This is a genomic window from Streptomyces sp. NPDC002446 (assembly GCF_053595675.1).
The window spans coordinates 106,617-131,925 of sequence record NZ_JBSFYC010000007.1; the positions used below are offsets into that span (position 1 = coordinate 106,617).

Sequence of the window (25,309 nt, forward strand, 5' to 3'; positions counted from 1 at the left end):
CCGGCCGGGGCGGCGCCGAACACATTCCTACAGCCGAGATGAGGGCAGTGACACCGTGACCGTCGAAACCATCGATCACCGCATCGATTTCCGGATGAGCCCAAGGGACCTCATCAACATCGGAATCTTCGGCGCGCTCTACATCGTGACGGTGGGGGTGTTCAACGCGCTGGAATTCATCAGCCCCGTGATGACGCTGGTCACCAGCGCGGTCAGCATCGTCGCGGCGGGCGTGCCGTTCATGCTCTTCCTCACCCGAGTACGGCATGCCGGCATGGTGACCGTATTCGCCGTCATCGTGAGCGGCTTCATGCTTCTCATCGGGAGTCCGCCGGTCAGTCTCGCGATCGGGGTGGCGGCGGCGCTGGTCGCCGAGGCGCTGCTGTACCTGGGCCGCTACCGTTCGCGGCAGTTGAGTGTGCTCGCCTATGCCGTGTTCAGCACCTGGTTCGCCGGCCTGTTCATGCCGATGCTCTATGCCCGCGAGGACTTCCTGTCCAGCCCGTACATGAAGGAGATGGGCGCGGACTACGTCGAGCAGCTGGACGCCCTGCTGTCCCCGGCCGTGCTGATCGCATTCGACGTGTCCACGCTGGTGTTCGGCCTGATCGGCGGTGCGCTGGGACTCCGGCTGTTGAACAAGCACTTCCGGAAAGCCGGGCTGGTGTGACCAGCGCCAGTACGCAGCTGGGCCCGGCCGCACCGAAGGAGACGGTCCCCGTCGCAGCGGAGGGGACCGTCTCCCGAGGGGCGCTCGACCCCCGCACCGCGGTGGCGATCCTGCTGGCCGCGAGCATCACCATCATGTCGCCCGGCGGAGTGTGGTTCGTTCCGGCGGCCCTGATCGCCGGTGTGCTGCTGGCGCTCTCCGAGCGGGCCTGGCGGCGCGCGATCGGGTTGCCGGTGGCCGCGGGGGCGGCCGCCGCGGTGGCCTATCTGCTGCCGCTGGCCGCCGCATGGCCGGTGCTCGGCCTCTTCGGGGCCATGGGCGGGTTCTCGCTGCGACTGGTGGCGGTGGGAGGCATCGCCGCACACCTGATCCGGACCATCTCGCCGACCCGGCTCACCGCCGCGCTGCGGTCGGCGCGGGTGCCGTCGGCGTTCACCGTGTCCGGCGCGGTGCTGCTGCGGTTCGTCCCCACCATCGTCGCCGAGGCGCGGGCGGTACGTGACGCCATGCGGCTGCGCGGGCTCGGCGGCTGGCTGACGATGCTGCGCCATCCCGTCCGCGCCATCGAATACTTCACGGTGCCGCTCATGGCGTCGAGTCTGCGCGCGGCGGAGGATCTCTCGGCGTCGGCGCTGCTGCGCGGGCTGGGCTCGCAGCCGCGGCCGACGTCGATGCATCCGCCGCGGTTCGGCCCCGCCGACGCGGCGGCCGCGGTCGTGGTGGTACTGCTTGCGGCGGCGACGCTGCTGTGGAGGGCCGGGCGATGATCCAGCTGAAGGACGTCCGGTGGGTGTACCAGGGCGGTGACACCGCCGTACTCGACGGGGTCGACCTGCACATCCGGCGCGGCGAGACGGTGGTGGTGTGCGGGCCGAGCGGATCGGGCAAGAGCTCGGCGCTGCGGCTGATGAACGGCCTCATCCCGCACTTCCACGACGGGACCCTGACCGGGGAGGTCCGCGTCGACGGGGAACCGATCACCGATCTGGCACAGGTCGGGCGGGTGACGGGGACGGTGCTGCAGCATCCGCGCCGCCAGTTCTTCACCGACGCCGTCGACACCGAACTGGCCTTCGCGCTGGAGAACTTCGGTACCCCGCCGCAGCGCATCCGCGACCGGGTCGGCGAGGTCATCGCCGACTTCGGGCTGGCCGATCTCACCGGCCGGCTGCGGGAGCTGTCGGGCGGTCAGCAGCAGCGGGTGGCGTGCGCGGCGGCCATCTCGCACGGGCCGCCGCTGCTGCTGTTCGACGAACCCACCTCCAACCTGTCGCCGCAGGGCATCGCAGATCTCACCGAGGGGCTGCGACACCTCCGGGAGCTGGGCGCGACCCTCGTCATCGCCGAACACCGCCTGCACTATCTGCGTGAACTCGCCGACCGCATCGTGGTGCTCCACGACGGCCGCGTCGCCAAGGAATGGACCCGGGCCGAATTCCCCGGACTGACCGAGGAGATGTTGCGCGGGGAGGGACTGCGCAGCCTCGACCCGCCCCAAAGAACGGCGGTGGCACCGGCATGCGCGTACGGACCCAGCGTCGCGCAGGGAGAAGCCGGGCCCCGGGAGGAGGCGGCGGAGCCGGCGGACAAGGCCGGTGAGCAGGCCGCCGCCGCACCCACACCAGCACCCGGACCGGACACGGACGGCGCCGGCGTCGTCCTGCGCGGCGTGCGGTGCGCATTCCGCGGGCGCCCCGCGCTCGACATCGTGGAAGCGCAGCTGCCCGCCGGTGTCATCACCGCCGTCACCGGCCCCAACGGCGCGGGCAAGAGCACCCTGGCCCGCATTCTCGCCGGGCTGCAACGCCATACCGGCCAGGTGCTCCTCGACGGCCGGCCGCTGTCCCGCGCACAGCGGCAGCGCGAGTCCGCGATCGTCATGCAGGACGTGCAGCGGCAGCTGTTCACCGACAGCGTCACCGCCGAACTGCGCCTCGGCGCGACTCCGGACCAGGCGGCACACGCCGCCACCGTCCTCGCCGACCTCGACCTGGACGGCTTCGGCGACCGGCACCCGCTGTCGCTGTCCGGCGGCCAGCAGCAGCGCCTGGTCGTCGCCACGGCTCGGCTGAGCGGCCGCCGCATCGTCATCTTCGACGAGCCCAGCTCCGGCGTCGACCGCCGCCACCTGCAATCGATGACGCGCACCATGCGCGACGTCGCCGCGGGCGGTGCGGTGGTCGTCCTCATCAGCCATGACGCCGACCTGCTCGACCTCGCCGCGGACCAGGAGCTGAGCCTGCGCCCGATCCGGTGACCGCCGTCGCCGGTCAGGATCTTTGACGGGACTCCCCGAAGGTCCTCGCCACCCCGTGCAAAATTCACATGGACTGGGGTGGGGTGAACATTGCCGTGCGAACGTTCCGATTACTACTCTTTCGGTATTCGTGCAGGCTGAAAAGTGAATGCCCATCAGCCCACCGAAACCCTTCCCATCTGGCCTGCTCGCGAATCAGGAGTCCTTGAACCATGGCGCATCGGTCCACGTCGAGACTCCCGCTGACCGAGGGCCAGGCCGGAATTTGGTACGGCCAGCAACTGGACGATTCCAAACTCGCCCACTCCTTTGCCGACTACCTCGACATCACCGGTCCGGTGCTCCCCGAATTACTCCGGGAAGCGGTCTGCCGCACGGTGGGAGAGGCGGAGGCGCTGGGTATCTCCTGCGGTGAGGACGCCGACGGCCCATGGCAGCAAGTGGAGACTCCTCTCGAAGTGGACGTGCCTCTCGTCGACCTCGGCCGTGAGGCGGAGCCGTGGGAAGCGGCACAGCGGTGGATGAGAACGCAGATCAACAGCCCGCTGGACCCGGCCCTCGGGGGTATTCAGCGTCACGCGATTCTCCGCATCTCGGCAGAGCGGCACATCTGGTTCTGGCAGCTGCACCACCTGGTGGCCGACGGAGTCACCTCACAGTTCATCGCCCGCCGCGCGGCTGCTGTCTACGACGCCCTGTCCGCCGGCCGGACCGTGCCCCCGACCCCCTTCGGGAGCCTGCGTTCCCTCGTCGAGGAGGAGCAGCGCTACCGCTCGTCCGCGGAGCACGCACAAGACCGTGAGTACTGGCTGACGCAGTTCGCGGACATCGAGCAGGTGGCCGGCCTCACCGACGATTCCCTGCTGCCGGCCGGGGTTCCCCTCAGGGAAACCTGGTATGCCAGCGCGGATATGGAAGGGCTGCTGCGCGCGTGCTCGCGCGCGCATCAGGTGACATGGTCGCGGGTGGTGATCGCCGCGTTCGGCGCATACGTCAGCCGGCTCACCGGTTCAGCCGACACCATTCTCGGCCTGCCGGTGTCGAATCGCCACACACCTGCTGCCGCCATCACTCCGGGCATGGTTTCCAATGTGATACCGCTGCGTCTGCGCATCGCACGCGCCATGAGTTTCGCCGAACTGCTTGCGCAGGTCGACGAGAAGATCAGGGAGACCCGTGCTCACCGGCGGTACCGTTTCGAGGAAATACGGCGCGAAATCGGGGAGGGGGACGGAAACGCACGCGTCTTCGGCCCCATAGCCAACGTCCTTTCGCTGGACTCCGAGTTGTCCTTCGGAGGGTGCCCCGCCCGGCACCACAATCTGACACCCGGCCCGATCGAAGACCTGATGCTGGGTGTCTACGAGAAACCCCAGGGCCTTACCTTCACCTTCGACGCCAACGCGGCACTCTACAGCGGTGAAGACCTCAGGAACCACAGGTCGAGGTTCCAGGCGTTTCTGCACCAGGTGATCACGGATACCGAGCGCCCCCTGGGGGACATCGACATCCTCGACGCGGCGGAGCGCCGCAGCTTTCTGGAGATCCGCCCGCGTCGGCCGGCAGCGGCCGACGAACAGTCGCACACGCTCACAGAGGCCTTCGAGGCACAGGCCGCCGCGACTCCGGACCTAATGGCCGTGAAGTGCGGAACATCGAGCCTGTCGTATGCGGAACTGAATGCGCGGGCGAACCAGCTGGCCCGGCTGCTCATCCGGCACGGCGCCGGGCCGGAGCGGTTGGTGGCGGTCTCCATGCCGCAGGAGGCCGACCTCGTCGTGGCGCTCCTGGCGGTCCTCAAGTCGGGAGCCGCGTACCTTCCCGTCGATCCCGACTATCCCCAGGACCGCATCACCTTCCTGCTCCAGGACGCGGAGCCCGTGCTGCTGCTCACGATGTCCGGCCTGGCGGCGCGATCCCCCCGGGGCGACGTCATCCCCGTCCTCCTCGATACCGCGTCGACCCGGCAGCGCCTGGCCGGTCTTCCGCAGGACGATGTGAGACCCGGCGAACGCCTTCGCCCCGTCTCGCCCGGCAACGCGGCCTACGTCATCTACACCTCGGGATCCACCGGACGCCCCAAAGGCGTGGTCGTACCCCACCAAAACGTCCTCGCCCTGTTCGCCGCCGCCCGGGAGCTCTTCGATCTCCGTGCAAGTGACGTGTGGACGATGGCCCACTCGTACTCGTTCGACTTCTCCGTATGGGAACTGTGGGGAGCATTGCTGCACGGCGGATGTCTCGTCCTGGTCCCCGCCGCGACGAGGCGTTCGCCGGACGAACTCCTCAGGCTGCTGGCCCAGGAGAACGTCACGATCCTCAGCCAGACACCCGCCGCCTTCTACCAGTTGCTGCAGGCGGACAGGGACGACCCGCGGGCCGGGCAGGAGCTGGCTCTGCGCTATGTCGTCTTCGGCGGTGAGGCGCTCGATCCCGGACGGCTGGAAGAGTGGTACGAGCTCCACGGCGATGACGCTCCGGTCCTGGTCAACATGTACGGGATCACGGAGACCACCGTCCACGCGAGTCATGCGGCGCTCGGCAAGTCCCTTCAGCTGTCCCGGGTCGGGAGCCTGATCGGCCAGAGCCTGCCGGGGCTGGCGCTCTATCTCCTCGACGAGGACCTGCAGCCCGTTCCGCCCGGCGTCACGGGGGAGATCTACGTGGCCGGCGACCAGGTGGCCCGCGGCTATATGGGCCGGCCGGGACTCACCTCGTGCCGATTCGTCGCCAACCCCTTCGGATCGCCCGGCGCACGGATGTACCGGTCCGGCGATCTCGCCCGTCGGCAGGCGGACGGGCTCCTGCAGTACCGGGGCCGTGCGGACGACCAGGTGAAGATCCGCGGCTACCGGATCGAACTGGGAGAAGTCGAGGCGGAGTTGCGTGCGTGCCCGGAGGTCACCGCGGCCTGTGTGGTGGTGCGGAAGGACTCCGTCGGAGACCATGCGCTGATCGCCTACGCGGTGCTGGAGGACGCCTCGGGCACGGATCCGGCCGACCTGCGCACACGCCTGGCACGGCGGCTCCCTCCCCACATGGTGCCGGCCGCCATCATGGCGATCGACCAGATCCCGCTGACGGCCCACGGCAAACTCGACCGTCGAGCCCTGCCCGAGCCGGTGTATCTCCGCGCCGGGCGAGGCGCGGCTGCGGCCTCCCCTCTGGAGCGCGACGTCATCGACGCCTTCAGCCACGCGCTGGGGGTCTCGGACATCTCCACGGAAGACAGCTTCTTCGATCTGGGCGGAGACTCCTTCAAAGCGGTACGTCTCGCCCGCCGGATAGGCCAGGGGCTGTCCGTACTGGATGTATTCCAGAACCCCACACCAGGAAAGCTCGCCCTCCGCATCCTGGAACGGGAAAACGGGGAACGGGAAAACGGGGAGGAAAAGCAGCGCATTCTGCAGTGCCTGGCGAGCGAGAAGAACGCGGAATTCACCCTCGTCTGCATACCCTACGGAGGCGGCACCGCCGCGGCCTACCAGAGCCTTGCCACCGAGCTGGCGCCCCATGCACGGGTGTGGGCGGCCGCGTTGCCCGGACACGATCCGACCCAGCCTCAGGAATCCCTGCTGGCATTGCACGACACCGCCGAGCTGATCGCGGCGGAAGTCAGCCGTTCCCTCAGCGGCCCGTTCGCCCTGTACGGCCACTGCGCAGGCTCTGCCCTCGCCGTGGCGGTGACACAACGGCTGGAGCGGATGGGCCGCACACCGGTCGCCCTGTACATCGGGGCCGCACTTCCCGAGGCTGATCCGCAGGCGCAACTGGAGCGTGCCACGACGTGGTCCGCAAAGGCCCTGCACGCCTATATGACCTCACTCGGGGGTTTTGACGGAGCGCTGGACGAGTCCGATCTGCAGACCGTCCTGAACGTGATCCGGCATGACATGAAACAGGGCCTGCTCTTCCAGATCGAAGTGCAGGAGGGGCGGCATGAGCGGCTGACCACTCCGCTCATCGCCGTGATCGGCGACGCGGACAGCGCCACCGAGGGCTATGAGCGCGACCACGTCCGTTGGGAGCGCTATGCGGCGCACGTCGAACTGCTGGAAGTCGCCGGAGGTGGGCACTATTTCGTCACTCACCAACCGAAGGAACTCGCCGCACTGATCTCGGAACGCTTCGAAGCACTGCATTCCGCCGGATGACATCCGTCGAGGAATGCGACCGCAGCGGTGGCTGTGGAACACAGTGCGGGTGGGGTGCGGCGTCGATCACCGTCATGGATCTGACTGCTTGACAAATGTACGGAAGCGTAAGGGAAATGGGGTTGTGAGATGTGCGGGATTGCCGGCTGGGTGTCGTTCGACGCTGATCTGACGCACCGGGGTGACGTACTCGACGGAATGACCGCGACGATGGCCTGCCGCGGACCGGACGGCCGTGGCACGTATGTGCGCACACATGTCGGGCTGGGGCATCGGCGTCTTGCCATCATCGACCTGCCCGGCGGAACACAGCCGATGACCGTGAGCACACCGGCCGGCGACATCGCCATGGTGTACTCCGGGGAGGCCTACAACTTCCAGGAACTGCGCGAGCGTCTCACGTCGCTGGGGCATGCGTTCCGGACGGACAGCGACACCGAGGTGGTGCTCCGCAGCTACCTGCAGTGGGGCGAGGGCCTCGTCGACCACCTCGACGGGATGTACGCGTTCGCGATCTGGGACGAGCGCGACCAGAAGCTGCTTCTGGTGCGCGACCGCATGGGGATCAAGCCGCTCTACTACTACCCGACGCCGGACGGTGTGCTGTTCGGCTCCGAACCGAAGGCGATCCTGGCGAACCCCCTGGTGCGCAAGGCGGTCGACACGGACGGACTGCGGGAGCTGTTCGCGCAGACCAAGACCCCGGGCTGGGCGCTGTGGAAGGGCATGCACGAGATGCTGCCCGGCACGCTGATCTCCGTGGACCGCAACGGGCTGCGGCAGCGCACCTACTGGCACCTGCGCGCGATCGAGCACACCGACAGCCGTGACGACACCGTGGCACGGGTGCGGGAACTGCTCACCGGCATCGTCGACCGGCAGCTGATCTCGGATGTGCCGCAGTGCGTGCTGCTCTCGGGCGGACTGGACTCCAGCGCGATCACCGGTCTGGCGGCGGAGCGGCTGGCCTTGCGCGGCGAGCAGGTGCGTACGTTCTCGGTGGATTTCGTCGGCCAGGAGGAGAACTTCGTCCCCGACGAGATGCGCGACACTCCCGATTCGCCGTTTGTGCGCGATGTCGCGGCGCATGTGGGGTCCGCGCATCACGACGTGGTGCTGAATCCCGCCGATATCTCGGACCCTGCGGTGCGGCGCGCGGCCGTTGCCGCCCGGGACATTCCGATCGGGTTCGGTGATCTCGACAATTCGCTGTATCTGCTGTTCAAGGCGATCCGGGAGCACTCGACGGTGGCGCTGTCGGGGGAGTCGGCCGACGAGGTGTTCGGCGGCTATCCCTGGTTCCACCACGAAGCGGCGCTCCGCGCCGACACCTTTCCGTGGATGACGGTCATTCCCCCGCTGAGCCTCGCGGGGCGGACCGACCACATCGAGCCCGGCCTGCGCAAGCGGCTCGATGTGCAGACCTACACCGCCGACCAGTACGCCACGGCGCTCGCCGAGGTCGAGCACCTCGACGGGGAATCCGAGCTGGACCGGCGCATGCGCACCACGTTCCATCTGCATCTGACGCGTTTCGTGCGCACGCTGCTGGACCGCAAGGACCGGCTGTCGATGGCGGTCGGGCTCGAGGTGCGGGTGCCCTTCTGCAACCACGAGCTCGTGGAGTACGTCTACAACACGCCCTGGTCACTGAAGACGTTCGACGGCCGGGAGAAGAGCCTGCTGCGCCAGGCCGCGGCACATGCGCTGCCGCGGTCGGTGGTGGAACGGGTCAAGAGCCCGTATCCGTCGCCGCAGAACCCCGGGTACGCGGCGCATCTGCAGCAGCAGGTGAAGGAGCTCGTCGCGGAGCCGGACGCCCCGGTGTTCGCACTGGCCGACCGGGCCTGGGCGCAGCAGGTCGTGGCGCAGGATCCGGCGCGCATGCCGGTGGCCGTACGGGCCGGTCTGGAGCGGGTGCTCGACCTGCACACCTGGCTGGATCTGCACTCGCCCGAACTGCAGCTGGACTGACCACGCCTGCGGGAAGCGCGCGCCGCCCGGCGCTACCCGCACCGCGCCCGGTGCCACTCCACTTCGTCGGCCGTCATCGGGGCACGGATGCTGTACACGTCACCGACCCGCAGATCGCTGGGGGTGCTGTACTCGCCGTGTGTGCCGATGACGGAGACGGCGACGTGGGAGTCGGGCTGCCAGAACGTCCGGTAGTACGGTGCGTTCGCCGGGAGCTCCGGGATCTCCAGCAGGGGGACGCCGCGACGCTGCAGCAGGCGCTGCAGCTTCGCGAACCGGAGCCGGGGAGCGAACCGTCCGTAGCGGGCCCGGAGCGGCTCGTCGATGAGCGAGCCGCGCCGGTAGGCCAGCCTGTGCACCTGCAGCGTGAAGTGGTGGCCCGACCAGGGGTGGTCGGCGGCGGCCCGGTCCCAGAAGAACTCGGGCAGGCCGTAGCTGTGGCACAGGCTGCGGTCGCCGAAGTTGTTCTCGCCGAAGTCCGGCCCCAGGACCTCGGTGACGCGGTCGGGGGAGTCCGTGTGGCGCAGGCCGAGCACGGTGCCGGTGGTGACGACGTCCAGGTAGAACGCCAGGGAGTACGGGGTCAACTGTTGTTCCTCGGTGCGGTGTGGTCACATGCGGTGCGCGGGGACATTCTCCCGGTGTGCGCACCGCATGGGCCACTCGGCAACCGCAGACGCCGGCCCTCGCAGGGGCGCGCTCACTCCCGCGTCATTTCCGGTGCCGCCTGGGGGCGTTGGGCCAGTACGCGGTCGGCGGTGTCGAGGATGTTGCGGAAGGTGTTGGTGATGATCGGCCGGGCGAGGCGCCGGGTGAGGAAGGGGCCGACCAGCGGGAGGGGGATCTCGGCGCGGGTGGTCCACTGCACCCGGGTGCCGCCGTCGACCTCAGTAAACGTCATGCGGCCGAGATCGTGCCGGGCCGGCGGAAGGCTGCGCTCGACGACGTACTCGGTGGCGTACGGCGGGTCGTACTGGGTGATGCGCTCCCGGAACCAGCCGATCAGCCAGAGGTGGCTGCGCACTGCGCCGACGCCGTAGGCCGCGCCTTCGCCGCGCCGGGTCAGACGGCAGCGCAGCACCAGGGGCGAGCGCGTGTAGTGGGTGGTCGTGGTGAGCCAGGCGAACACGGTGTCGATCGGGGCGCCGATGACGCGTTCAACGGTCATGGTTTCCATGGCTGGTGATCTCCTTTGTCTCTGTTCCTCTGTCGAGTGGGCGCACCGCGTCGGTGGGGTGCAGCTTGTCCGGGTTGCGCATGACGTAGAGGCCGGTGACCCGTCCGTCGTTGATCTCGAAGGCGAGCAGCCAGTCGAGTGCCCCGCCGGTGAGGCAGCGGGCCGCGGGCATGCCGTTGTAGATGGCGTGCTCGATCCGGGTCGTCGCGGTGAGGCTGGTGCGGGCCACGCCGAGCACGAACCGCGCGACGTCGTCGCGGCCGGTGATCGGGCGGCGGGCGGCGGCCACCTTCCCGCCGCCATCGGAGATCTGCACGACATCGGGCGCCAACAGGTCCATCAGCGCCTGGACTTCACCGGTCGAGGCCGCGGACAGAAACCGTTCGACGATCTGCCGGGTGGCATCGGAGTCCGGCTCGAAGCGGCGGCGCCGCGCGTGGACGTGCTTGCGTGCGCGGTGGGCGATCTGCCGGACGCTGACCTCGCTCTTGCCGACCGAGGCGGCGATCTCGCCGTGGGTGTAGCCGAACACGTCGTGCAGGAGGAACACCGCCCGCTCGGTCGGGTTCAGCGTCTCCAGTACGAGCAGCACGGCCATCGACACCGACTCGGCCAGGATCGCGTCCTCGCTCACCTCGGGGGCGGTGCGAATGGGCTCGGGCAGCCATGTGCCGACGTACTCCTCGCGCCGGGCCCGCACCGCGCGCAGGTGGTTGAGGGCCTGCCGGGTCACCATGCGGACCAGGTAGGCGCGCGGATGCCGGACATCGGCCGGATCGACCGCACGCCACCGCAGATAGCTCTCCTGCAGCACGTCCTCGGCGTCGGCGGCGCTGCCCAGCATCTCGTAGGCGATGGTGAACAGCAGCGGACGGTGCTCGGTAAAGGCGTCCTCAGCCATCGCCCGCCCCCACCCTCACCATGCACTGGCACTTCGTCATCACACCCGGCTCCTCTCCTACGGACGCCCATCGAGACACCTCGCAGCGGAAAAGCGTGACAGCCCGTCGGTGTGATTCGCTTCACAGGGGGATTCGCCTGGCAGTTGAACACCGGCTCAGTGCAGTGCAGCGGCGCAGTGTTTTGGCGACGGCAGGAGAAAGGGGACCGGCCCGTGAGGGCAGGTCCCCTGCGGTGGAGCGGGCCCCGGTCCGGGCCTGGGGCCGGGACCGGGGGCTGTTGCCGTTACCTGCGGATGATGTTGTTGCACCCCTTGGTCGAGCCGATCTTGGTGGACTGGACGCCCGAGTCGCCCTCGCCGTTGAACGCGTTGGCCAACAGGCCGTTGAGGATCCCGACGTTGCCGAGTACGTCGACGTTCGCCTCGTGTGACCTGCACGAGGTGCTCTGGCGGATGTCGATCTTGCGGCCGTGCGACTTGCCGTGATGGTGGCTGTCGCCCCACTGCTGCGGTTGCACGATCTCGGGGCTCAACTGCTGCTGGGGAGTGTTGACGCGGATCGGCTGCTGCTGGGGCGTGGACACGCGGGTCGGTTGCTGCTTGGGGGAGTCGACGCGGTTCGACTGGGTGCGGCTGTGGCTGCCGCCGCCCTTCCCGCCGCCGGCTTGGGCGGTGCCGGCGCCGACGAGACCGACGCTGGCGACGGTGATTGCCACGACGGCGGCCTTACGAAGCTTGTACATGTCATCTCCGATAGATTGAACAGATTCGATCAGTAACCGATCGACTCCATACAGTTAATTAAGGCTAATGCGAAAGGCCGTGTACTTACTCGGTGACGCGCCGTAATCCCGCGACCTCCGGCGGGTGGTGGCCGGGGTCGTCGGGCGGTGGCGGCTCCTCGGGGTGCCCCGTCCCTGTTGTCAGGAGTCGAAGCGGGGGTATAGCGGAGGAACTCAGCGGTTCGGGCAATAAAGGGACATCGGCGGTTGTTTTCGGTCAGGATCTGGCAGGTGGCGTCCTGTGCGGGATCAGTCGGTCTCGCCCGGGGGTGGCTCGGAGTTCGGCCCTCGGCAGGGGTGTCGCATGTGGGGGTCATCCGGCCGTAACCGCGATCTGGTGGAGAATTTTTTGTGATGATGCGCAAACGGTGAAGAAAATCGACCGAAAGTGTGCACGGGGTTTTGACCCTTGCTTGGTTGTGCCGCGATGGTCGTTCCCATGTCCGCCACTCCCCGACCCGCGGCCAGCGGCCCGCTGCGCCGCCGCGACTTTCGTCTGCTGCTCGCCGGTGCCGCGGCCGGACACCTCGGTGCCCAGGTGACCCTGGTCGCCCTGCCCCTCGTCGCCGTCCTCGAACTCGACGCCCCGGCATTCCAGGTGGGCTTGCTCACGGCCGCGGAGACCGCCGCGTTCCTGCTGGTCGGGCTGCCGGCCGGGGCCTGGGTCGACCGGATGCGCAAGCTGCCGCTGATGATCCGGGCCGACGCGGTACGGGCGGTGGCGATGGCGAGCATCCCGCTCGCCGCCGTCGCCGATGCGCTGACGATGGCGCAGCTGTACCTCGTCGCCCTGGTCACCGGCGTGGCGACGGTCTTCTTCGACGTGGCCCACCAGAGCTTCCTGCCCCAACTGCTGCCCAGGGACCAGCTGGTCTCGGGCAACGGCGCGCTGGAGAGCATCCGTTCCTCGGCGCAGGTGGCGGGCCCCGGGCTGGGCGGCGGTCTTGTGCAGCTGCTCGGGGCCTCCCTGGCCCTCGTCGCCGACGCGGTCGGCTATACGCTCTCCGCGCTGTTCCTGTGCGGCATCAAGCACCCCGAGAGCCGCCCGCAGCGCGCTCCGGGTTCCTCGCTGCGCCAGGACATCGCGGAGGGGCTGCGGTTCGTGTTCCGGCACCCGCTGCTGCGGGTGATCGCGGTGACGACCGGAATGGCGAACTTCTTCACCGCGACGCTGATGGCCACTCAGGCCGTCTTCCTGGTACGGGTGCTCGGACTGGCACCCGCAATGGTCGGCCTCGTCCTCGCCGCCTCGGCGGTGGGCGGGCTCGCCGGCGCGCTGTGCGCGGGCCGGCTCGCCGCCCGGTTCGGCCAGGCCAGGATCATCTGGCTGTCCGCGCTGGTCACCGGCCCGTTCGCACTGCTGTGGCCGCTCTCCGGGCGCGGTGCGGGCGCCGCACTGTTCGCGGTCGGCTCCGGCGTGGTCTTCTTCGGCGCCGTCGTCTACAACGTCGCGCAGGTGAGCTTCCGTCAGGCACTGTGCCCGCCCCGGCTGCTCGGCCGGATGAATGCCACCCTGCGGTTCCTGATGTGGGGCACCCTGCCGCTCGGTGCCCTGGCCGGTGGCGCGCTGGCCGACGCCTTCGGCGCCCGCACCGCGCTCGTGTGGTGCGCGGCCGGATTCCTTCTCGTACCGCTGCCGCTGCTGCTCTCTCCGCTGCGCCGGATGCGCGAACTGCCGGTCGGCGCCGGTGAACCGCAGGTCGGCGCCGGTGAACCGACGGCCGGTGTCGGTGAACCGACGGCCGGTGTCGCGGCCGAGGACACGGCTCGCCCGGCCGCCCCGGTGGACCCGGCCGAGCCCGCGTCCCTCGGCTGATCGCCGACCGCTGACCGCCGACTGCCGACCGCCACCGCCGACCGTCACCCCGTACCCGGCCTCACCCTCCGCGCCGCCCCGCGCTCAAAAACGCACCCCCGCGCGTCCCCGGGCGCCCCGAGCCCCCGCCCGCCGCGCACCCCCGCGCGTCCCCGCCCGTCCGCCGTCCCACCCGCATCTCCTCCGGCGATGCGTGCCCGTCTCGACGAAGAGGATCAAGAGGATCACGTGCTCAGCATCACGAGCCAGTACCTGGCCCGTTACCGGCGGCTGGAAGCCGGTGACGGGGCCCCGGTCCTGCTGCCCGTCACGGGCGCCCAGCGTCGCTTTGCGCTGGTACGTGCCATGGACCCCGCAGGGCGGCCGGATCTCGTGCCGATGTTCTTCGCCTTTCCGCGCGGCACGGTGGACCCCGAGCGCCTAGCGGCGGCCGCGAACCGGCTCGCCGCCCGGCACCCCGTACTGCGGGCCCGGACCACCGTGCTGCGCGGCACCCCCGCCCTCCGCCTGGAGCAGCCGCAGGTACCCGTGGCGCGGATGGAGTGCGCGCCCGGCGAGGACGCGGCCACCGTGCTGCGCCGTGCCCTGGACCACTGGTCCCCGCAGGGCCCGCCGCTGCGGATGTTCCTGGTGCCGGACGGGCCGCAGGGTGCGCAGGAGGTGCTCGCCGTCGTACTGGACCACACCGCGTGCGACGGCAAGTCGCTGGCCCGCCTCGTCGGGGAGCTCGGCGCCGGTTACGACGAAGGCGCCGACGCCGAGGGCCCCGCTCCCGCCGAGGTCCAGGCCGAACTGGCCGCCTACCGGGAAGCCGTACTGCGGCAGCTCGACGCGGAGGAGCGTGCGGGTGCGCCGGAGGCCATGGCGTACTGGGGCGAACGGCTGCGCGCGGTACGCGAACAGGCCCCCGCGCCATGTCCCGGACCCCGCTCGCCCGGTGCGCTGCCGAGCGGCTCGGCCGCGCTGCGGATGCCCGCGCCGCCCGACGGGGTGCCCTTCCCCGCGCTGCTCGATGCCTGCCGGGCGGCGGCAGCGGTGCTGTACGGAACGGGCCGGGTGGTGCCGCTCGGCTACCCGTGGGGCGGCCGGCCGGCCGGCGCCGCACCGGTGCTCGGCTGCTTCCTGAACACCGTGGTCTTCCCCGCCGCGACCGGCGACGCGCCCACCGCCGACGCGACGGCGGAGGCCTGGTGGGACGACCTGGACCACGCCGCCACCCCCTTCGACGCCGTGGTGCACGCCGCCCGCGCGGCCGGCTCGGGATGGACCGGCCGGCTCGACGGCATGCTGACCGTGGACGACACCCGCCGCCATCCCCCGCTCCGCCTGGGCGGTGTGACCGGCCGTGAGGTCACCGTCGACGGCAGAGCGGTCCGCGGCCCCTTCGCGGTCTCCGTCAGCCAGGGCCCCGAGCTGCTGCTGCGCATGGTGTGGGACCGCGCCATCCTCCCCGATCACCTCGCCGAGAGCGCCTTCGCCGCCCTCACCGACGCACTGCGGATCCCGGCGCCGGCAGCCGGCTGACCCCGCCCCGGGGGCCCGCCCCCGGACACACCCACCGCACACCCACCGAACTCCGCCGGACCCGCCGCGCGATCCGCGGCAGGTCCGCGCACCCCACAGGCCGGGCCCGACCATGCCCCGGCCGGAGAAACCGCCCCGACGACCTCAGGGATCGCCCATGCTTCCGCTCTCCTCCTCGCAGGAGATCGTCTGGCTGCACGAACAGGTGCAACCGGGCAGCCGCGCCTACAACTTCACCGCCGCACTCGACCTGTGGGGCACGCTCGACACCGAGGCGCTGCGCCACGGACTCACCGCCGCCCTCGACCGGCACGCCGGACTGCGGCTGGAACTCGTCGCCGTCCCCGGGGCGATGCCCGGGCAGCGGGTCGCCGAGAGCTGCCCGCCGCGGCTGCGGACCGTGGACCTCAGCGGGGCCGCCGACCCGGAGACCGCGTTCCAGGAGCTGCTGCGCACCGAGGCGGAGACCCCGCTCGACACCTACGAAGCACCGCTGCTGCGCTGGACGCTGGTACGGCTGGGGGACGACCGGCACCGGCTGATCCATGTCGAGCACCACCTGATCCACGACGGTCACTCGTTCGCGATCCTGCTGCGGGACGTCTTCACCGTCTACCGGGGCCGCGTCCTGGGCGAGCCGGTACAGCTGCCGTCCGCTCCCTCGTACGCCGACCACGTCCGTGCCCGGTCCGCGGACGAGGCGAGCGCGGAGCGGCGCGAGGGGCTGGAGTTCTGGACCGGGGCACTGCGCGAGCTGTCCTACGACCTGCCGCTGCCCGGCCTGGCCCGGCCCGGCTCCCGGCGTCGGCACCACGGCGGCCAGCTGCGGCAGTCGATCGGTGCGGATCTGGCGGAACGCCTGCGCGCCCACGCCCGTACGCGCGGTCTGACGCCGTTCGCCACGCTCCTGGGGCTCTTCGCCGAGCTGCTGCGCCGGCACAGCGGCCGCTCGCAGATGGTGGTCGGCACCGCGGTCGGCAACCGCCCGCGCGGTTTCGAGGACGCCGTGGGCATGTTCGTCAACACCATCCCGCTCCCGCTCCGGCTGGACCCCGCCGCCCCGGCCGAGGAGTCCATGGACGAGGTGACCGACACCCTCCTGCGCGCGCTGCCGCACCAGGAGGTGCCGATCCAGGAGCTGACCCGCGCGCTCGGCCTGCACACCTCGGGTGCGGACAACCCGTTGTTCAGCGTCATGTTCAGCGCGCACGACGCCGAACTCCCCGACATCGACGTCCCCGGCCTGGACATCACCCTCTTCGAGGGCTTCAACACCGGCACCACACGGTTCGACCTGGACGTGGTGCTGCTGCCGGACGACCGCCGCGGCGTCGGCCCCCGGCACGGCGCGCCGGGCATGACGCTGGTGTGGGACTACGACGCCGACATGTTCGGCGAGGACGTGGCCAAGCTGCTCGCCGGGCGGTTCCTCGACCTGCTGCGGGCGTACCTCGACGCGCCCGGCACCGCCCTCGCGGACCTGGCGCCGCCGCCGGCACCCCCGGCCCTCCCGGCCGCCGCCGGGCAGGCGCCGCACCACGACCCGCTCGACCCCGCCACCGCCCACGACCCCTCGCTGCCCGCGCTGCTCATCGGCGCCCGCCGGATCACCTACGGCGACCTGGAGGAGCGGGTCGCCGGGCTCGCGCAGCGGATGCGGGCGGCGGGGGTGCGGGCCGGTCAGCCGGTGGCCGCCGTGCTGCCCCGCGGCGCCGACTCGGTCGTGACGCTGCTGGCCTGTCTGCGGACCCGGGCGGTGTACTGCCCGCTGTCGCCGTCCGATCCGCCCGCCCGGCTGGAGCTGCTGCTCGGCCGGCTGGCTCCCGCGCTGGTCCTGACCTCGCCGGACGCCCCCGTCACCGTTCCCGACTCGCTGCCGTCGGCCCTCGTCGACGCTCCGGTCCTGCCGCCGGCGCGGGCCGCCGAGGCCGTGCCCGGTGCCGCGTACATCATTCACACCTCCGGCTCGACGGGCATACCCAAGCCCGTCGCCGTCGGCCGTGCGGCGCTGGAGAACCATCTGACCGGAGCGGCCGCCCGGTTCGGCCTGCGTCCGGGGGACCGGGTGCTGCTGTTCGCCCAGCCGTCGTTCGACGTGGCCCTCGAAGAGGTGCTGCCGTCGCTGTACGCCGGGGCCTGCCTGGTCGCGCCCGAGCGTGAGGTACCGACCGGCACCGAGCTGGCCGAACTGCTGGCCGCCGCCCGGGTCACCGTGGCCAATCTGCCCACCAGTTACTTCCTGGCGACCCGCGAGGAGATGCGCCCGGCGCTCCGCGACGGCCACTGGGCGCCGCGGCTGCTGGTGCTCGGCGGCGAACGCCTCCCGGCGGATGCGCTGCGCGCGTTCCTCGCCGACACCGACAGCACCGTCCTCAACGTCTACGGCGTCACCGAAGCCGCCATCAGCTCCACCGTCCACGAGATCACCCCGGGCGCCCTCGCCGACGGGGCGGAGATCCCGCTCGGCACCGAACTGCCCGGCGAACGGGTCCACGTCCTGGACGCGTACCACCGGCCGCTTCCGGACGGCGCGGTCGGTGAACTGGCCATCGCCGGCGCCGGGTTGGCCGAGGGCTATGTCGGCAACCCCGAGACCACCGCCGCCCGGTTCCTCCACGTCGAGGCCCTCGGCGGTGAGCGGGTCTACCTCACCGGCGACCGCGGCTACCGCGGCCGCGACGGACTGCTGTACTTCCTCGGCCGCCTGGACCACCAGGTCAAACTGCGGGGCCACCGCATCGAACTGGAGGAGGTGGAGGCGGCCGCCTCGGCCGCGCTCGGCGGCCGGTCCTGCGCCGTCGTACTGGACTGCGAAGCCCCGGGCGGGCCCCGGCTGGTCGGGTTCCTGGAGAGCGCGGACGAGGGCGAGCCGTGGGACGAGCGGGCGTTGCACACCGAGCTCGGCCGACGGCTGCCGAGCGCGCTCGTACCGGGGCGCTGGGCCCGGCTCGACGTCATGCCCAGGCTGGCCGGCGGCAAACCGGACCGCACCGCGCTCACCCGTCGCGCCGCCGCACTGGAGCCGGCCGCACCCGCCGAGGAGCCCGGCGGCGGACAGCCGGCCGAACCGGCCGATCCGATGGCGGCGCTGCTCGCCGAGGGCTGGCGCGAAGCCCTCGGCCACAGCCGCTTCGACGCGTCCTCGGACTTCTTCCGGTCCGGCGGCCACTCCCTGCTCGCCGCGCAGCTGGCGTCCTGGCTGGAACCGCGCCTGGGACAGCGGCCGCCGCTGCGGCTGTTCTTCCGGAACCCGGTGCTGACCGACCAGGCCGCCGCGCTCGCCGCCGCCGGCACCGCCGCCCCCGCATCCGCCGCCCCGATCACCGTGACGGAGTCCCGATGACCCAGCCGAAGACCGCCCGCACGGCGGCCCCGACGACCCGCGCCGACCTGCTCAGCATCGCCCACGGCGCCGCCCCCGCCGGCGACGGCGGGACCGGAGTGCTCGCCCGCTTCGAGGAGTGGGTCCGGCGTGCCCCGGAGGCTCCCGCGGTGATCGACGGGGACCACAGCTGGACGTACCGGCAGATCGCCACCGCCGCCGACGAGGTCGCCGCGGCGCTGCGCGACCGGGTGCGGCCCGGGGACCTGGTCGGCGTCTGCCTCGACCGGTCGGCCGCCCTCGTGGTGACCGCCGTCGCGCTCGCCAGGATCGGTGCCGTCTATCTGCCGCTGGGCCCCCGCCCCGGTGAGCGCCGCACCGACGCCGTCACCGAGGATCTGCACGTCGTCTGTCTGATCGGCGACCCCGGGACGCTGCCGCCCCGGCACCGGACGGCCGACCGGAGGGACCTGGCGCTGCCCGGCGAGGGCGCCAACGCCACCACCACGGTCGTGGCGGCGTTCGCCGCGCCCGGTGCCGGCGCACACACCGCGCCCGCCGGGGCGTTCTACGCCGTACTGACCTCCGGCTCCACCGGCCGCCCCAAGGCGGTGGCGGTCGGCGAGCCCGCGCTCGGCGGGCTCCTCGACTGGTACCGCGCCACCACCGGACTCGGCCCCGGCGACCGGCAGTCCCTGCTGATCGGCGTCGCGTTCGACCCCCACCTGCTGGAGCTGTGGGCCGGGCTGACGTCCGGAGCGGCCCTGGTGCCCGCACCGGACGAGGTCCGCTGGGACTCCGTGGTGCTCGCCGACTGGTGGCGCACGGCCGGGGTGTCGGTGGCGGTCGCGGCGACCCCGATGGTCGAGCCGCTGCTGGACCGGCCGTGGCCCCGGGACCTGAGGCTGCGTCATCTGATCGCCGGCGGCGACCGGATGCGCCGCCGTCCCGGCGCGGACGTGACCGCCACCGTCCACAACGCCTACGGACCGGCCGAGGCCACCGTCATCACCACCACCTGCGCCCTGCACGGCACGGACCGCGCGGCGGGCACGGACACCGCGCCCCCGATCGGCCACCCCGTGCCGGGCGTCACCGTGGTCGTCGCCGACGCGGACGGCCGGCCCGTCGAGCGCGGCGCGGAGGGCGAACTCCTCATCGGCGGCAGCGGTCTGGCACTCGGCTATCTGGACGCCGAGCTGACCGCGCGCCGCTTCACCGCCGTGCCCGAGGGCCTCGACCTGCCGGGCGTGGAGCGCCTGTACCGCACCGGGGACCGGGTGCGGATGCCGGCCGACGGGCCACTGGAGTTCCTCGGCCGCCTCGACGACCAGGTCAAGATCAGCGGCGTCCGGATCGAACCGGCCGAGGTCGAGGCCGCGTTCGAGCGGAACCCGGCGGTCCGCAGCGCCGTCGTCACCGCGCCGCGCACCGCCGACGGCCGCGCCCGCCTGGTCGCGTACGTACGCACGGCCGACGCCGGGCTCACGGCGGACGCCCTGCTGCCGGCCGTACGCGACTGGCTGCCCGAACAGGCCGTCCCCTCCGACGTACGGATCGTCGGCTCCTTCCCCCTGGACGCCAACGGCAAGGTCGACCGCGCCGAGCTGACCCGGCGGGCGGCCGACTCCGCCGCATCCCGCCCCGCCGGCACCGCCCCGGACGGCGCGCGCCCCGCCGGCGCCACGCCCGGTGAGCGGCTGGTGCTCAGCGCCGTACGCGACCTGCTCGACCGGCCCGAGACCGTGCTGACCGAGAACTTCACCGAGGCCGGCGGCACCTCCGTGCTCGCCGCCCGGCTGCTGACCGCCCTGGAGAAGGAGAGCGGGGTACGGCTGCGCGCCTCCGAGCTGCTGCGCGCGCCGGACCTGCGCGCCGTGGCCCGGCTCCTCGACGAGCGCCGCGCCGCCCGGCAACCGGCGGGAGCCTGAGATGACCACCCGCACCCCCGTGTTCGCGTCCTCCCCCGACACCCGTAAGGAAGGCCCCGTGCCCACCGAAGGCACCCCGTCGCCCGCACCCACCCCGTCCGGCGACCGCACCACGCCCGTCCCGGCGGCCGGACGGCCCGCACCCGAGGCCGGCCTGACGGCCCTCGTGGCATGGCACGCCGCACGGACCCCGGACGCCCTGGCCGTGGCGGACGGCGACACCACGCTCACCTATGCGCAGCTCGCCGCGTCGGCCCGGGCGCTCGCCGCCCGGCTGCGGGAGCACGGTGTCGGCCCGGGCGACGCCGTGGCGCTGCTGATGCCCCGCTGCGCCCGGACGGTCGTCGCCCAGCTCGCGCTGTGGTGGGCCGGCGCCGTGTGCGTACCGCTCGATCCGGCGCACCCGCGCGCCCGCTCCGAGGCCCTGGCCGCCGAGGCCGGGGCGACGCTCACCGTCGGCGACGGCAAACTCCTCGAATCCGCGGCGCTCGCCGGGGCCACCCTCGCGCTGCCCGCCGAGCCGATGGTGGACACCGGCCCCCTCCCGGCGGCCGAACCCGTCCCGGACGCCACCGCGTTCATCATGTTCACCTCGGGCTCCACCGGCCGTCCCAAGGGGGTGGCCGTGCCGCACCGCGCGATCGCCGAGCTGGTCCGCGACCCGCAGTACCTCACCCTCACCGCCCGCGACCGGGTGCTCTTCCACTCGCCGATGACCTTCGACGCCTCGACCTTCGAGGTATGGGCAGCCCTGGCCAACGGCGCCGCCGTGGTGGTGTGCACCGACGAACGGCCGTCGTTCGAGGACCTGGCCCGGCACGTGGAACGCCACGGCGTCACCGTCGCCTTCTTCACCACCGCGCTCTTCCACCAGCTGGCCGGCCGCCGCTCCCGGATCTTCTCGCTGCTGCGCACCGTGATCGTGGGCGGCGAGGCGCTGTCCGCGCACCACGCCCGCGCGGTTCTGCGGGCCTTCCCCTGGCTGGAGCTGGTCAACGGCTACGGGCCGACGGAGGCGACGACGTTCACCACCACCCACCGCGTCACCGACGCCGACTGCGACGGCCAGGTGCCCATCGGCCGGCCGATCGCCGGTGCGGCCGTACACCTCCTGGACGACACCGGCCGGCCGGTCCGCGACGGTGAGCCGGGCGAACTGTGGATCGGCGGCAGCCGGCTGGCGCACGGCTACACCGGCCGGCCGCAGCTGACCGCCGAGCGCTTCGTCGACCACCCCGAACTGGGGCGCCTCTACCGCACCGGCGACCTCGTCTCCCGGCGCCCGGACGGCCGCCTCGACTTCCACGGACGCACCGACGACCAGGTCAAGATACGCGGCTACCGGATCGAACCCGCGGAGATCGAACACGCCCTGCGGGAGCAGCCCGAGGTGGCCGACGCGGCCGTCACCGCGCACCGGCCGTCCCCCGACGACGCCCGCCTCGCCGCGTTCGTCGTGGCCGCGTCCGGGCCGGTGCCCCGCCCCGACGCCCTGCGCGACCGGCTCGCCGCCGTCCTGCCCGCCCACCTGGTGCCCGACGAGGTGCAGATCGTCGACGCACTGCCGCTCACCCCCTCCGGCAAGGTCGACCGCCGCGCCCTGACCGACCTCGTCGCCGTGGCCGGGACCGCCGTCCCGGCCGGACCGCTCAGCCCCCTGCAGCAGGCGGTCGCCGAGATCTGGAGCCGGTCCCTGGGCCGTGAAGTCGCCCGCGCGGACGCCGACTTCCTCGCGCTGGGCGGGCACTCCCTGATGGCGCTCGCCGTCACCGACGACCTCCGCGAGGAACTCGGCGTCGAGCTGACCCTCGCCGACTTCTTCGCCACCCCCACGGTGGCGGGGCACGCCGCGCTGGTCGAGCGCGCGCTGCTCGCCGCACACCGCGATCTGCGCCCCGGCGCCCCGGAGGACACCGATGGCCACTGACACCCCCGCCCCGGCGGCGCTCCAGGAGGAACTGCTGCGCCGGGCGCGCTCCCGCGCCGCCCGCCCCGCCCCCGCCGCCCCCGCGACCGCCCACCACGGGCCCGCGCCGCTCTCCCACGCCCAGCGCCGGATGTGGCTGATGGACCGGCTGGGCCAGGGCGGCGCCTCGTACAGCGTGCCGTTCGCCACCCGGCTGCGCGGCCCGCTCGACCTGGACGCACTGGCCACCGCGCTCACGTCGCTGGTGGGCCGCCACGAGATTCTGCGCACCCGCTACGGGCAACAGGACGGCGAGCCCTACCAGGAAGTGCTGCCGGCCCCGGAGGCGCTGCTGCCGCGCGTCGTGGAGGCGGACGGCGACGCCGCCGGCGCCCTGCTGGCCGAGGAGGCCCGCCGCCCGTTCGACCTCGCCGCCGGCACCCTGCCGCGCGCCCTGGTCCTGCGGCACGGGCCGCAGGACCACACCGTACTGCTGACGTTCCATCACATCGCCCTGGACGGCGCCTCACTGGAGACCGTCGCCGGGGAACTGGCCGCGTTCTACGCGGCGGCCGCCCGGGGCACCACCGCCGAGCAGCCGGCACCTTTGCAGTACGCGGACTTCGCACGGCGTGAGCAGGCGGCCGCCGACCGGCTCGAACAGGGCCTGCGCCACTGGCAGGACCGCCTCGAAGGCGTCGCCCCGCTGCGCCTGCCCCGCCCCGCACAGCCGCCCGCGGACAGCGCCACCCGGCCCGCCGGGACGCACACCGCCGCGCTCGCGCCCCGGGTGCCGGCGGCCCTGCGCGAGCTGGGCCACCGGCACCGGGCCACCCTGTTCACCGTGGCGCTCACCGCCGCGTTCGCCGCCCTGCACCGCTTCACCGGCCAGGACGACCTGGTGATCGGGGTCGCCGGCACCCACCGCCAGGGCGCGGAGATGCGCGGCCTGGTCGGCCTGTGCGTCAACACCCTCCCGGTCCGTGTGAACACGGCCGGCGACCCGTCCTTCACCGCGCTGCTGGACCGCGTACGGGAGGCGCTGCTCGACGCCCAGCAGAGCCGCGACGTGCCCTTCGACCTCATCCTGGAGCGGCTCGGCGCCACCGCCCGCGACGCGGACGGGACGGCGCTGATCCGGGTGACCGCGGACGTCCTGGGCGCCCCCACGACCCTGCAACTGCCCGGCACAGTGGGCGAGTACGTCGACGTCAGTGCCGGCGGGGCCAAATTCGACCTCTCCTTCGGCCTGGTGGACACCGGCGCCCCCGCCGCGCTCGTCCAGTACGCCCGGACCGCGCTGGACGACGCGGCGGCGGCCGCTCTGGGCACGCACTACGCCGCGCTGCTCACCGCCGTCGCGGACGACCCGGGCCTGCGGCTCTCCCGGATGCCCGGCGCGGCGCCGGCGCCCCGGGGCGAGGCCGACGGGCACCCGGCCGAGGCGCTGCTGCGGTCGCACCCCGGTGTGGCCGAGGCCGTGGTGGTCGAACCGGTCGGCGGCCCCCTGCTGGCGTATGCCGTACTGCGCGAGATCGGCGGCCCCGCACCGGCCGAGCTCCGCTCCCACCTGCGCGACGCGCTGGCTCCGGAGTGCGTACCCGCCGCGGTGACCCTGCTGGACGCCCTGCCGCGCACCGTCGACGGCGCGGCCGACCCGGCCCGGCTCCCCGGTCTGCCGACCGTGCCCGCACCACAGGGCGCCCGCGCCGACGCCGTGACCGAGGGCTTCGCCGCACTGCTGGGCGGACCGCCCCGGCCGGACGACGACTTCTTCCTCCTCGGCGGCCACTCGCTGATCGCCGTCCAGCTCGCCGAGCGGCTGCGCCGGGCGCTGCAACTGCCGCTGACCGGCCTGGACATCATGCAGGCCCGCACCCCGCGCGCGGTCACCGCGCTGCTGGACGCCCGCGCGGCGGAGCGTGCCGCCGCGCCCTCGGCCGCCCCCGCCCGGCCGCGGCGCCCGGGTACGGGCACCGTCCTGGTCACCGGCGCCACCGGCGGGGTCGGCGCGTTCGTACTGCGCGAACTGGCCGCCCAGGGACGTCCGGTGCTGGCCCTGGCCCGCCCCGAGTCCGCGCATCTGGTCGCCTCGGCGGGCGTGGACGTCATCGAGGGCGACCTCACCGACCTGGACGGTCTGCGCAAGGCCGTCGACAGCGCCGACGCGGTCATCCACGCGGCCTGCACCTTCACCCGCCCCGAGATCGACGTGACGGCGATGGCGGCGATGGTCGGCGCCTGGTCGCGCGGCCCGTTCGTCTTCGTCAGCAGCGTGGACGCCTACGGGCACCCCGCCGGCGAGTGGGTACCGGAGGAGTCCGCCCCGCAGCAGCCGCTCAGCGGGTACGGCCAGGCGAAGCTCGACTGCGAAGGGCTGCTGCTGAGCGCGGCCGGTTCCCAGGGCCGGGGCGGGGCGAGCGCGGTACGTTCCCCCCTCGTCTGGGGTCCGCACCAGCGGCTGCGCGACCAGTTGCGCTGGGGCGCGACCGGTGTGCTCTACCAGGCCGCGCGGGAGGGCCGGCCGATCGTACTGCCCCGGCCCGGCACCCACGGCAACGCCTGGTACGGCGCGGCCTGGGTGCACGCCGCCGCCCTGGCCCGAGCGGTGGTCTCCTGCCTGGATTCCCCCGTGCACGGCGTCGCCAACGCCGTCACCGGACACGTCACCTGGCGGGACCTCGCCACCGACCTGACCGAACTGCTCGGCAGCGGCAGCGAGATCCGCGAGACGGACGAGCTCCACCCCGACCTCGACCACCGCTGGCACTACCACTCCGACCGGCTGGCTCCGTCGCTGCGCCCCCGCCAGGGCGAGGACCGGCGCTCCGTCCTGGCCGCGATGACCGACCCGTCCGAGCGGTGAGCCGGAGGGAGTGACCGGCACACGGCGCC

15 protein-coding genes are annotated in these 25,309 nt (G+C 72.5%); 11 read left to right on the forward strand and 4 right to left on the reverse strand.

Annotated elements, in window-relative coordinates; genetic code table 11:
- Positions 1-55 precede the first annotated feature (55 nt).
- The 5 genes from ACWD6P_RS06515 to asnB all read left to right on the forward strand — a co-directional run bounded on the left by ACWD6P_RS06515 (position 56) and on the right by asnB (position 9,055).
- Positions 56-670: an MptD family putative ECF transporter S component gene (locus ACWD6P_RS06515; protein WP_451442907.1), complete on the forward strand. Its 615-nt coding sequence runs from the start codon at positions 56-58 to the stop codon at positions 668-670.
- Positions 667-1,437: an energy-coupling factor transporter transmembrane component T gene (locus ACWD6P_RS06520; RefSeq protein WP_451442908.1), complete on the forward strand. Its 771-nt coding sequence runs from the start codon at positions 667-669 to the stop codon at positions 1,435-1,437. Before ACWD6P_RS06515 ends, ACWD6P_RS06520 begins: the two co-directional genes overlap by 4 nt.
- Positions 1,434-2,927: an ABC transporter ATP-binding protein gene (locus ACWD6P_RS06525; RefSeq protein WP_451442909.1), complete on the forward strand. Its 1,494-nt coding sequence runs from the start codon at positions 1,434-1,436 to the stop codon at positions 2,925-2,927. Before ACWD6P_RS06520 ends, ACWD6P_RS06525 begins: the two co-directional genes overlap by 4 nt.
- Before the next feature lie 212 nt (positions 2,928-3,139).
- Positions 3,140-7,081 carry an amino acid adenylation domain-containing protein gene (locus tag ACWD6P_RS06530; RefSeq protein ID WP_451442910.1) on the forward strand — a complete coding sequence of 1,314 codons (3,942 nt, stop codon included), beginning with the start codon at positions 3,140-3,142 and terminating at the stop codon, positions 7,079-7,081.
- A 129-nt stretch (positions 7,082-7,210) separates the two neighbouring features.
- A complete protein-coding gene (gene asnB / locus ACWD6P_RS06535) occupies positions 7,211-9,055 on the forward strand; it encodes an asparagine synthase (glutamine-hydrolyzing) (RefSeq protein ID WP_451442911.1) in 1,845 nt (614 codons plus the stop codon).
- Between the two features lie 32 nt (positions 9,056-9,087).
- Here the strand turns inward: asnB and ACWD6P_RS06540 are convergent, their stop codons facing one another.
- The 4 genes from ACWD6P_RS06540 to ACWD6P_RS06555 form a co-directional block, all read right to left on the reverse strand.
- Positions 9,088-9,642 carry a hypothetical protein gene (locus tag ACWD6P_RS06540; protein ID WP_451442912.1) on the reverse strand — a complete coding sequence of 185 codons (555 nt, stop codon included), beginning with the start codon at positions 9,640-9,642 and terminating at the stop codon, positions 9,088-9,090.
- A gap of 113 nt (positions 9,643-9,755) precedes the next feature.
- Positions 9,756-10,232: an SRPBCC family protein gene (locus tag ACWD6P_RS06545; protein WP_451442913.1), complete on the reverse strand. Its 477-nt coding sequence runs from the start codon at positions 10,230-10,232 to the stop codon at positions 9,756-9,758.
- Complete coding sequence (locus tag ACWD6P_RS06550; protein WP_451442914.1) at positions 10,213-11,133, reverse strand: RNA polymerase sigma-70 factor; 921 nt, start codon at positions 11,131-11,133, stop codon at positions 10,213-10,215. The genes ACWD6P_RS06545 and ACWD6P_RS06550 overlap by 20 nt, the downstream gene beginning before the upstream one ends.
- A gap of 284 nt (positions 11,134-11,417) precedes the next feature.
- Positions 11,418-11,876, reverse strand: coding sequence for a hypothetical protein (locus ACWD6P_RS06555; protein WP_451442915.1), 459 nt, complete (start codon positions 11,874-11,876; stop codon positions 11,418-11,420).
- Between the two features lie 478 nt (positions 11,877-12,354).
- Between ACWD6P_RS06555 and ACWD6P_RS06560 the strand changes: the two genes are divergently transcribed.
- The 6 genes from ACWD6P_RS06560 to ACWD6P_RS06585 all read left to right on the forward strand — a co-directional run bounded on the left by ACWD6P_RS06560 (position 12,355) and on the right by ACWD6P_RS06585 (position 25,280).
- Entirely contained in the window at positions 12,355-13,731 is a 1,377-nt protein-coding gene (locus tag ACWD6P_RS06560) for an MFS transporter (protein WP_451442916.1), read from the forward strand.
- Positions 13,732-13,959: 228 nt separating this feature from the next.
- The gene (locus ACWD6P_RS06565; protein ID WP_451442917.1) at positions 13,960-15,255 is read left to right on the forward strand and encodes a non-ribosomal peptide synthetase; all 1,296 of its coding nucleotides are present in this window, start codon (positions 13,960-13,962) and stop codon (positions 15,253-15,255) included.
- Positions 15,256-15,412: 157 nt separating this feature from the next.
- Positions 15,413-18,598 carry a non-ribosomal peptide synthetase gene (locus tag ACWD6P_RS06570; protein ID WP_451442918.1) on the forward strand — a complete coding sequence of 1,062 codons (3,186 nt, stop codon included), beginning with the start codon at positions 15,413-15,415 and terminating at the stop codon, positions 18,596-18,598.
- Positions 18,595-20,508 carry a non-ribosomal peptide synthetase gene (locus ACWD6P_RS06575; RefSeq protein WP_451442919.1) on the forward strand — a complete coding sequence of 638 codons (1,914 nt, stop codon included), beginning with the start codon at positions 18,595-18,597 and terminating at the stop codon, positions 20,506-20,508. The genes ACWD6P_RS06570 and ACWD6P_RS06575 overlap by 4 nt, the downstream gene beginning before the upstream one ends.
- Before the next feature lies 1 nt (position 20,509).
- Positions 20,510-22,435 carry an amino acid adenylation domain-containing protein gene (locus tag ACWD6P_RS06580; protein WP_451442920.1) on the forward strand — a complete coding sequence of 642 codons (1,926 nt, stop codon included), beginning with the start codon at positions 20,510-20,512 and terminating at the stop codon, positions 22,433-22,435.
- Positions 22,425-25,280: a condensation domain-containing protein gene (locus ACWD6P_RS06585; protein WP_451442921.1), complete on the forward strand. Its 2,856-nt coding sequence runs from the start codon at positions 22,425-22,427 to the stop codon at positions 25,278-25,280. Before ACWD6P_RS06580 ends, ACWD6P_RS06585 begins: the two co-directional genes overlap by 11 nt.
- The last annotated feature ends 29 nt before the right edge of the window (positions 25,281-25,309 follow it).

What these genes read in the sequence shown, in the direction of transcription:
- ACWD6P_RS06575 (WP_451442919.1), top strand. Translation starts at nt 18,595, where the DNA reads ATGACCCAGCCGAAGACCGCCCGCACGGCGGCCCCGACGACCCGCGCC.
- ACWD6P_RS06580 (WP_451442920.1), top strand. Translation starts at nt 20,510, where the DNA reads ATGACCACCCGCACCCCCGTGTTCGCGTCCTCCCCCGACACCCGTAAG.
- asnB (WP_451442911.1), top strand. Translation starts at nt 7,211, where the DNA reads ATGTGCGGGATTGCCGGCTGGGTGTCGTTCGACGCTGATCTGACGCAC.
- ACWD6P_RS06525 (WP_451442909.1), top strand. Translation starts at nt 1,434, where the DNA reads ATGATCCAGCTGAAGGACGTCCGGTGGGTGTACCAGGGCGGTGACACC.
- ACWD6P_RS06530 (WP_451442910.1), top strand. Translation starts at nt 3,140, where the DNA reads ATGGCGCATCGGTCCACGTCGAGACTCCCGCTGACCGAGGGCCAGGCC.
- ACWD6P_RS06545 (WP_451442913.1), bottom strand. Translation starts at nt 10,232, where the DNA reads ATGGAAACCATGACCGTTGAACGCGTCATCGGCGCCCCGATCGACACC.
- ACWD6P_RS06560 (WP_451442916.1), top strand. Translation starts at nt 12,355, where the DNA reads ATGTCCGCCACTCCCCGACCCGCGGCCAGCGGCCCGCTGCGCCGCCGC.
- ACWD6P_RS06555 (WP_451442915.1), bottom strand. Translation starts at nt 11,876, where the DNA reads ATGTACAAGCTTCGTAAGGCCGCCGTCGTGGCAATCACCGTCGCCAGC.
- ACWD6P_RS06570 (WP_451442918.1), top strand. Translation starts at nt 15,413, where the DNA reads ATGCTTCCGCTCTCCTCCTCGCAGGAGATCGTCTGGCTGCACGAACAG.
- ACWD6P_RS06550 (WP_451442914.1), bottom strand. Translation starts at nt 11,133, where the DNA reads ATGGCTGAGGACGCCTTTACCGAGCACCGTCCGCTGCTGTTCACCATC.
- ACWD6P_RS06585 (WP_451442921.1), top strand. Translation starts at nt 22,425, where the DNA reads ATGGCCACTGACACCCCCGCCCCGGCGGCGCTCCAGGAGGAACTGCTG.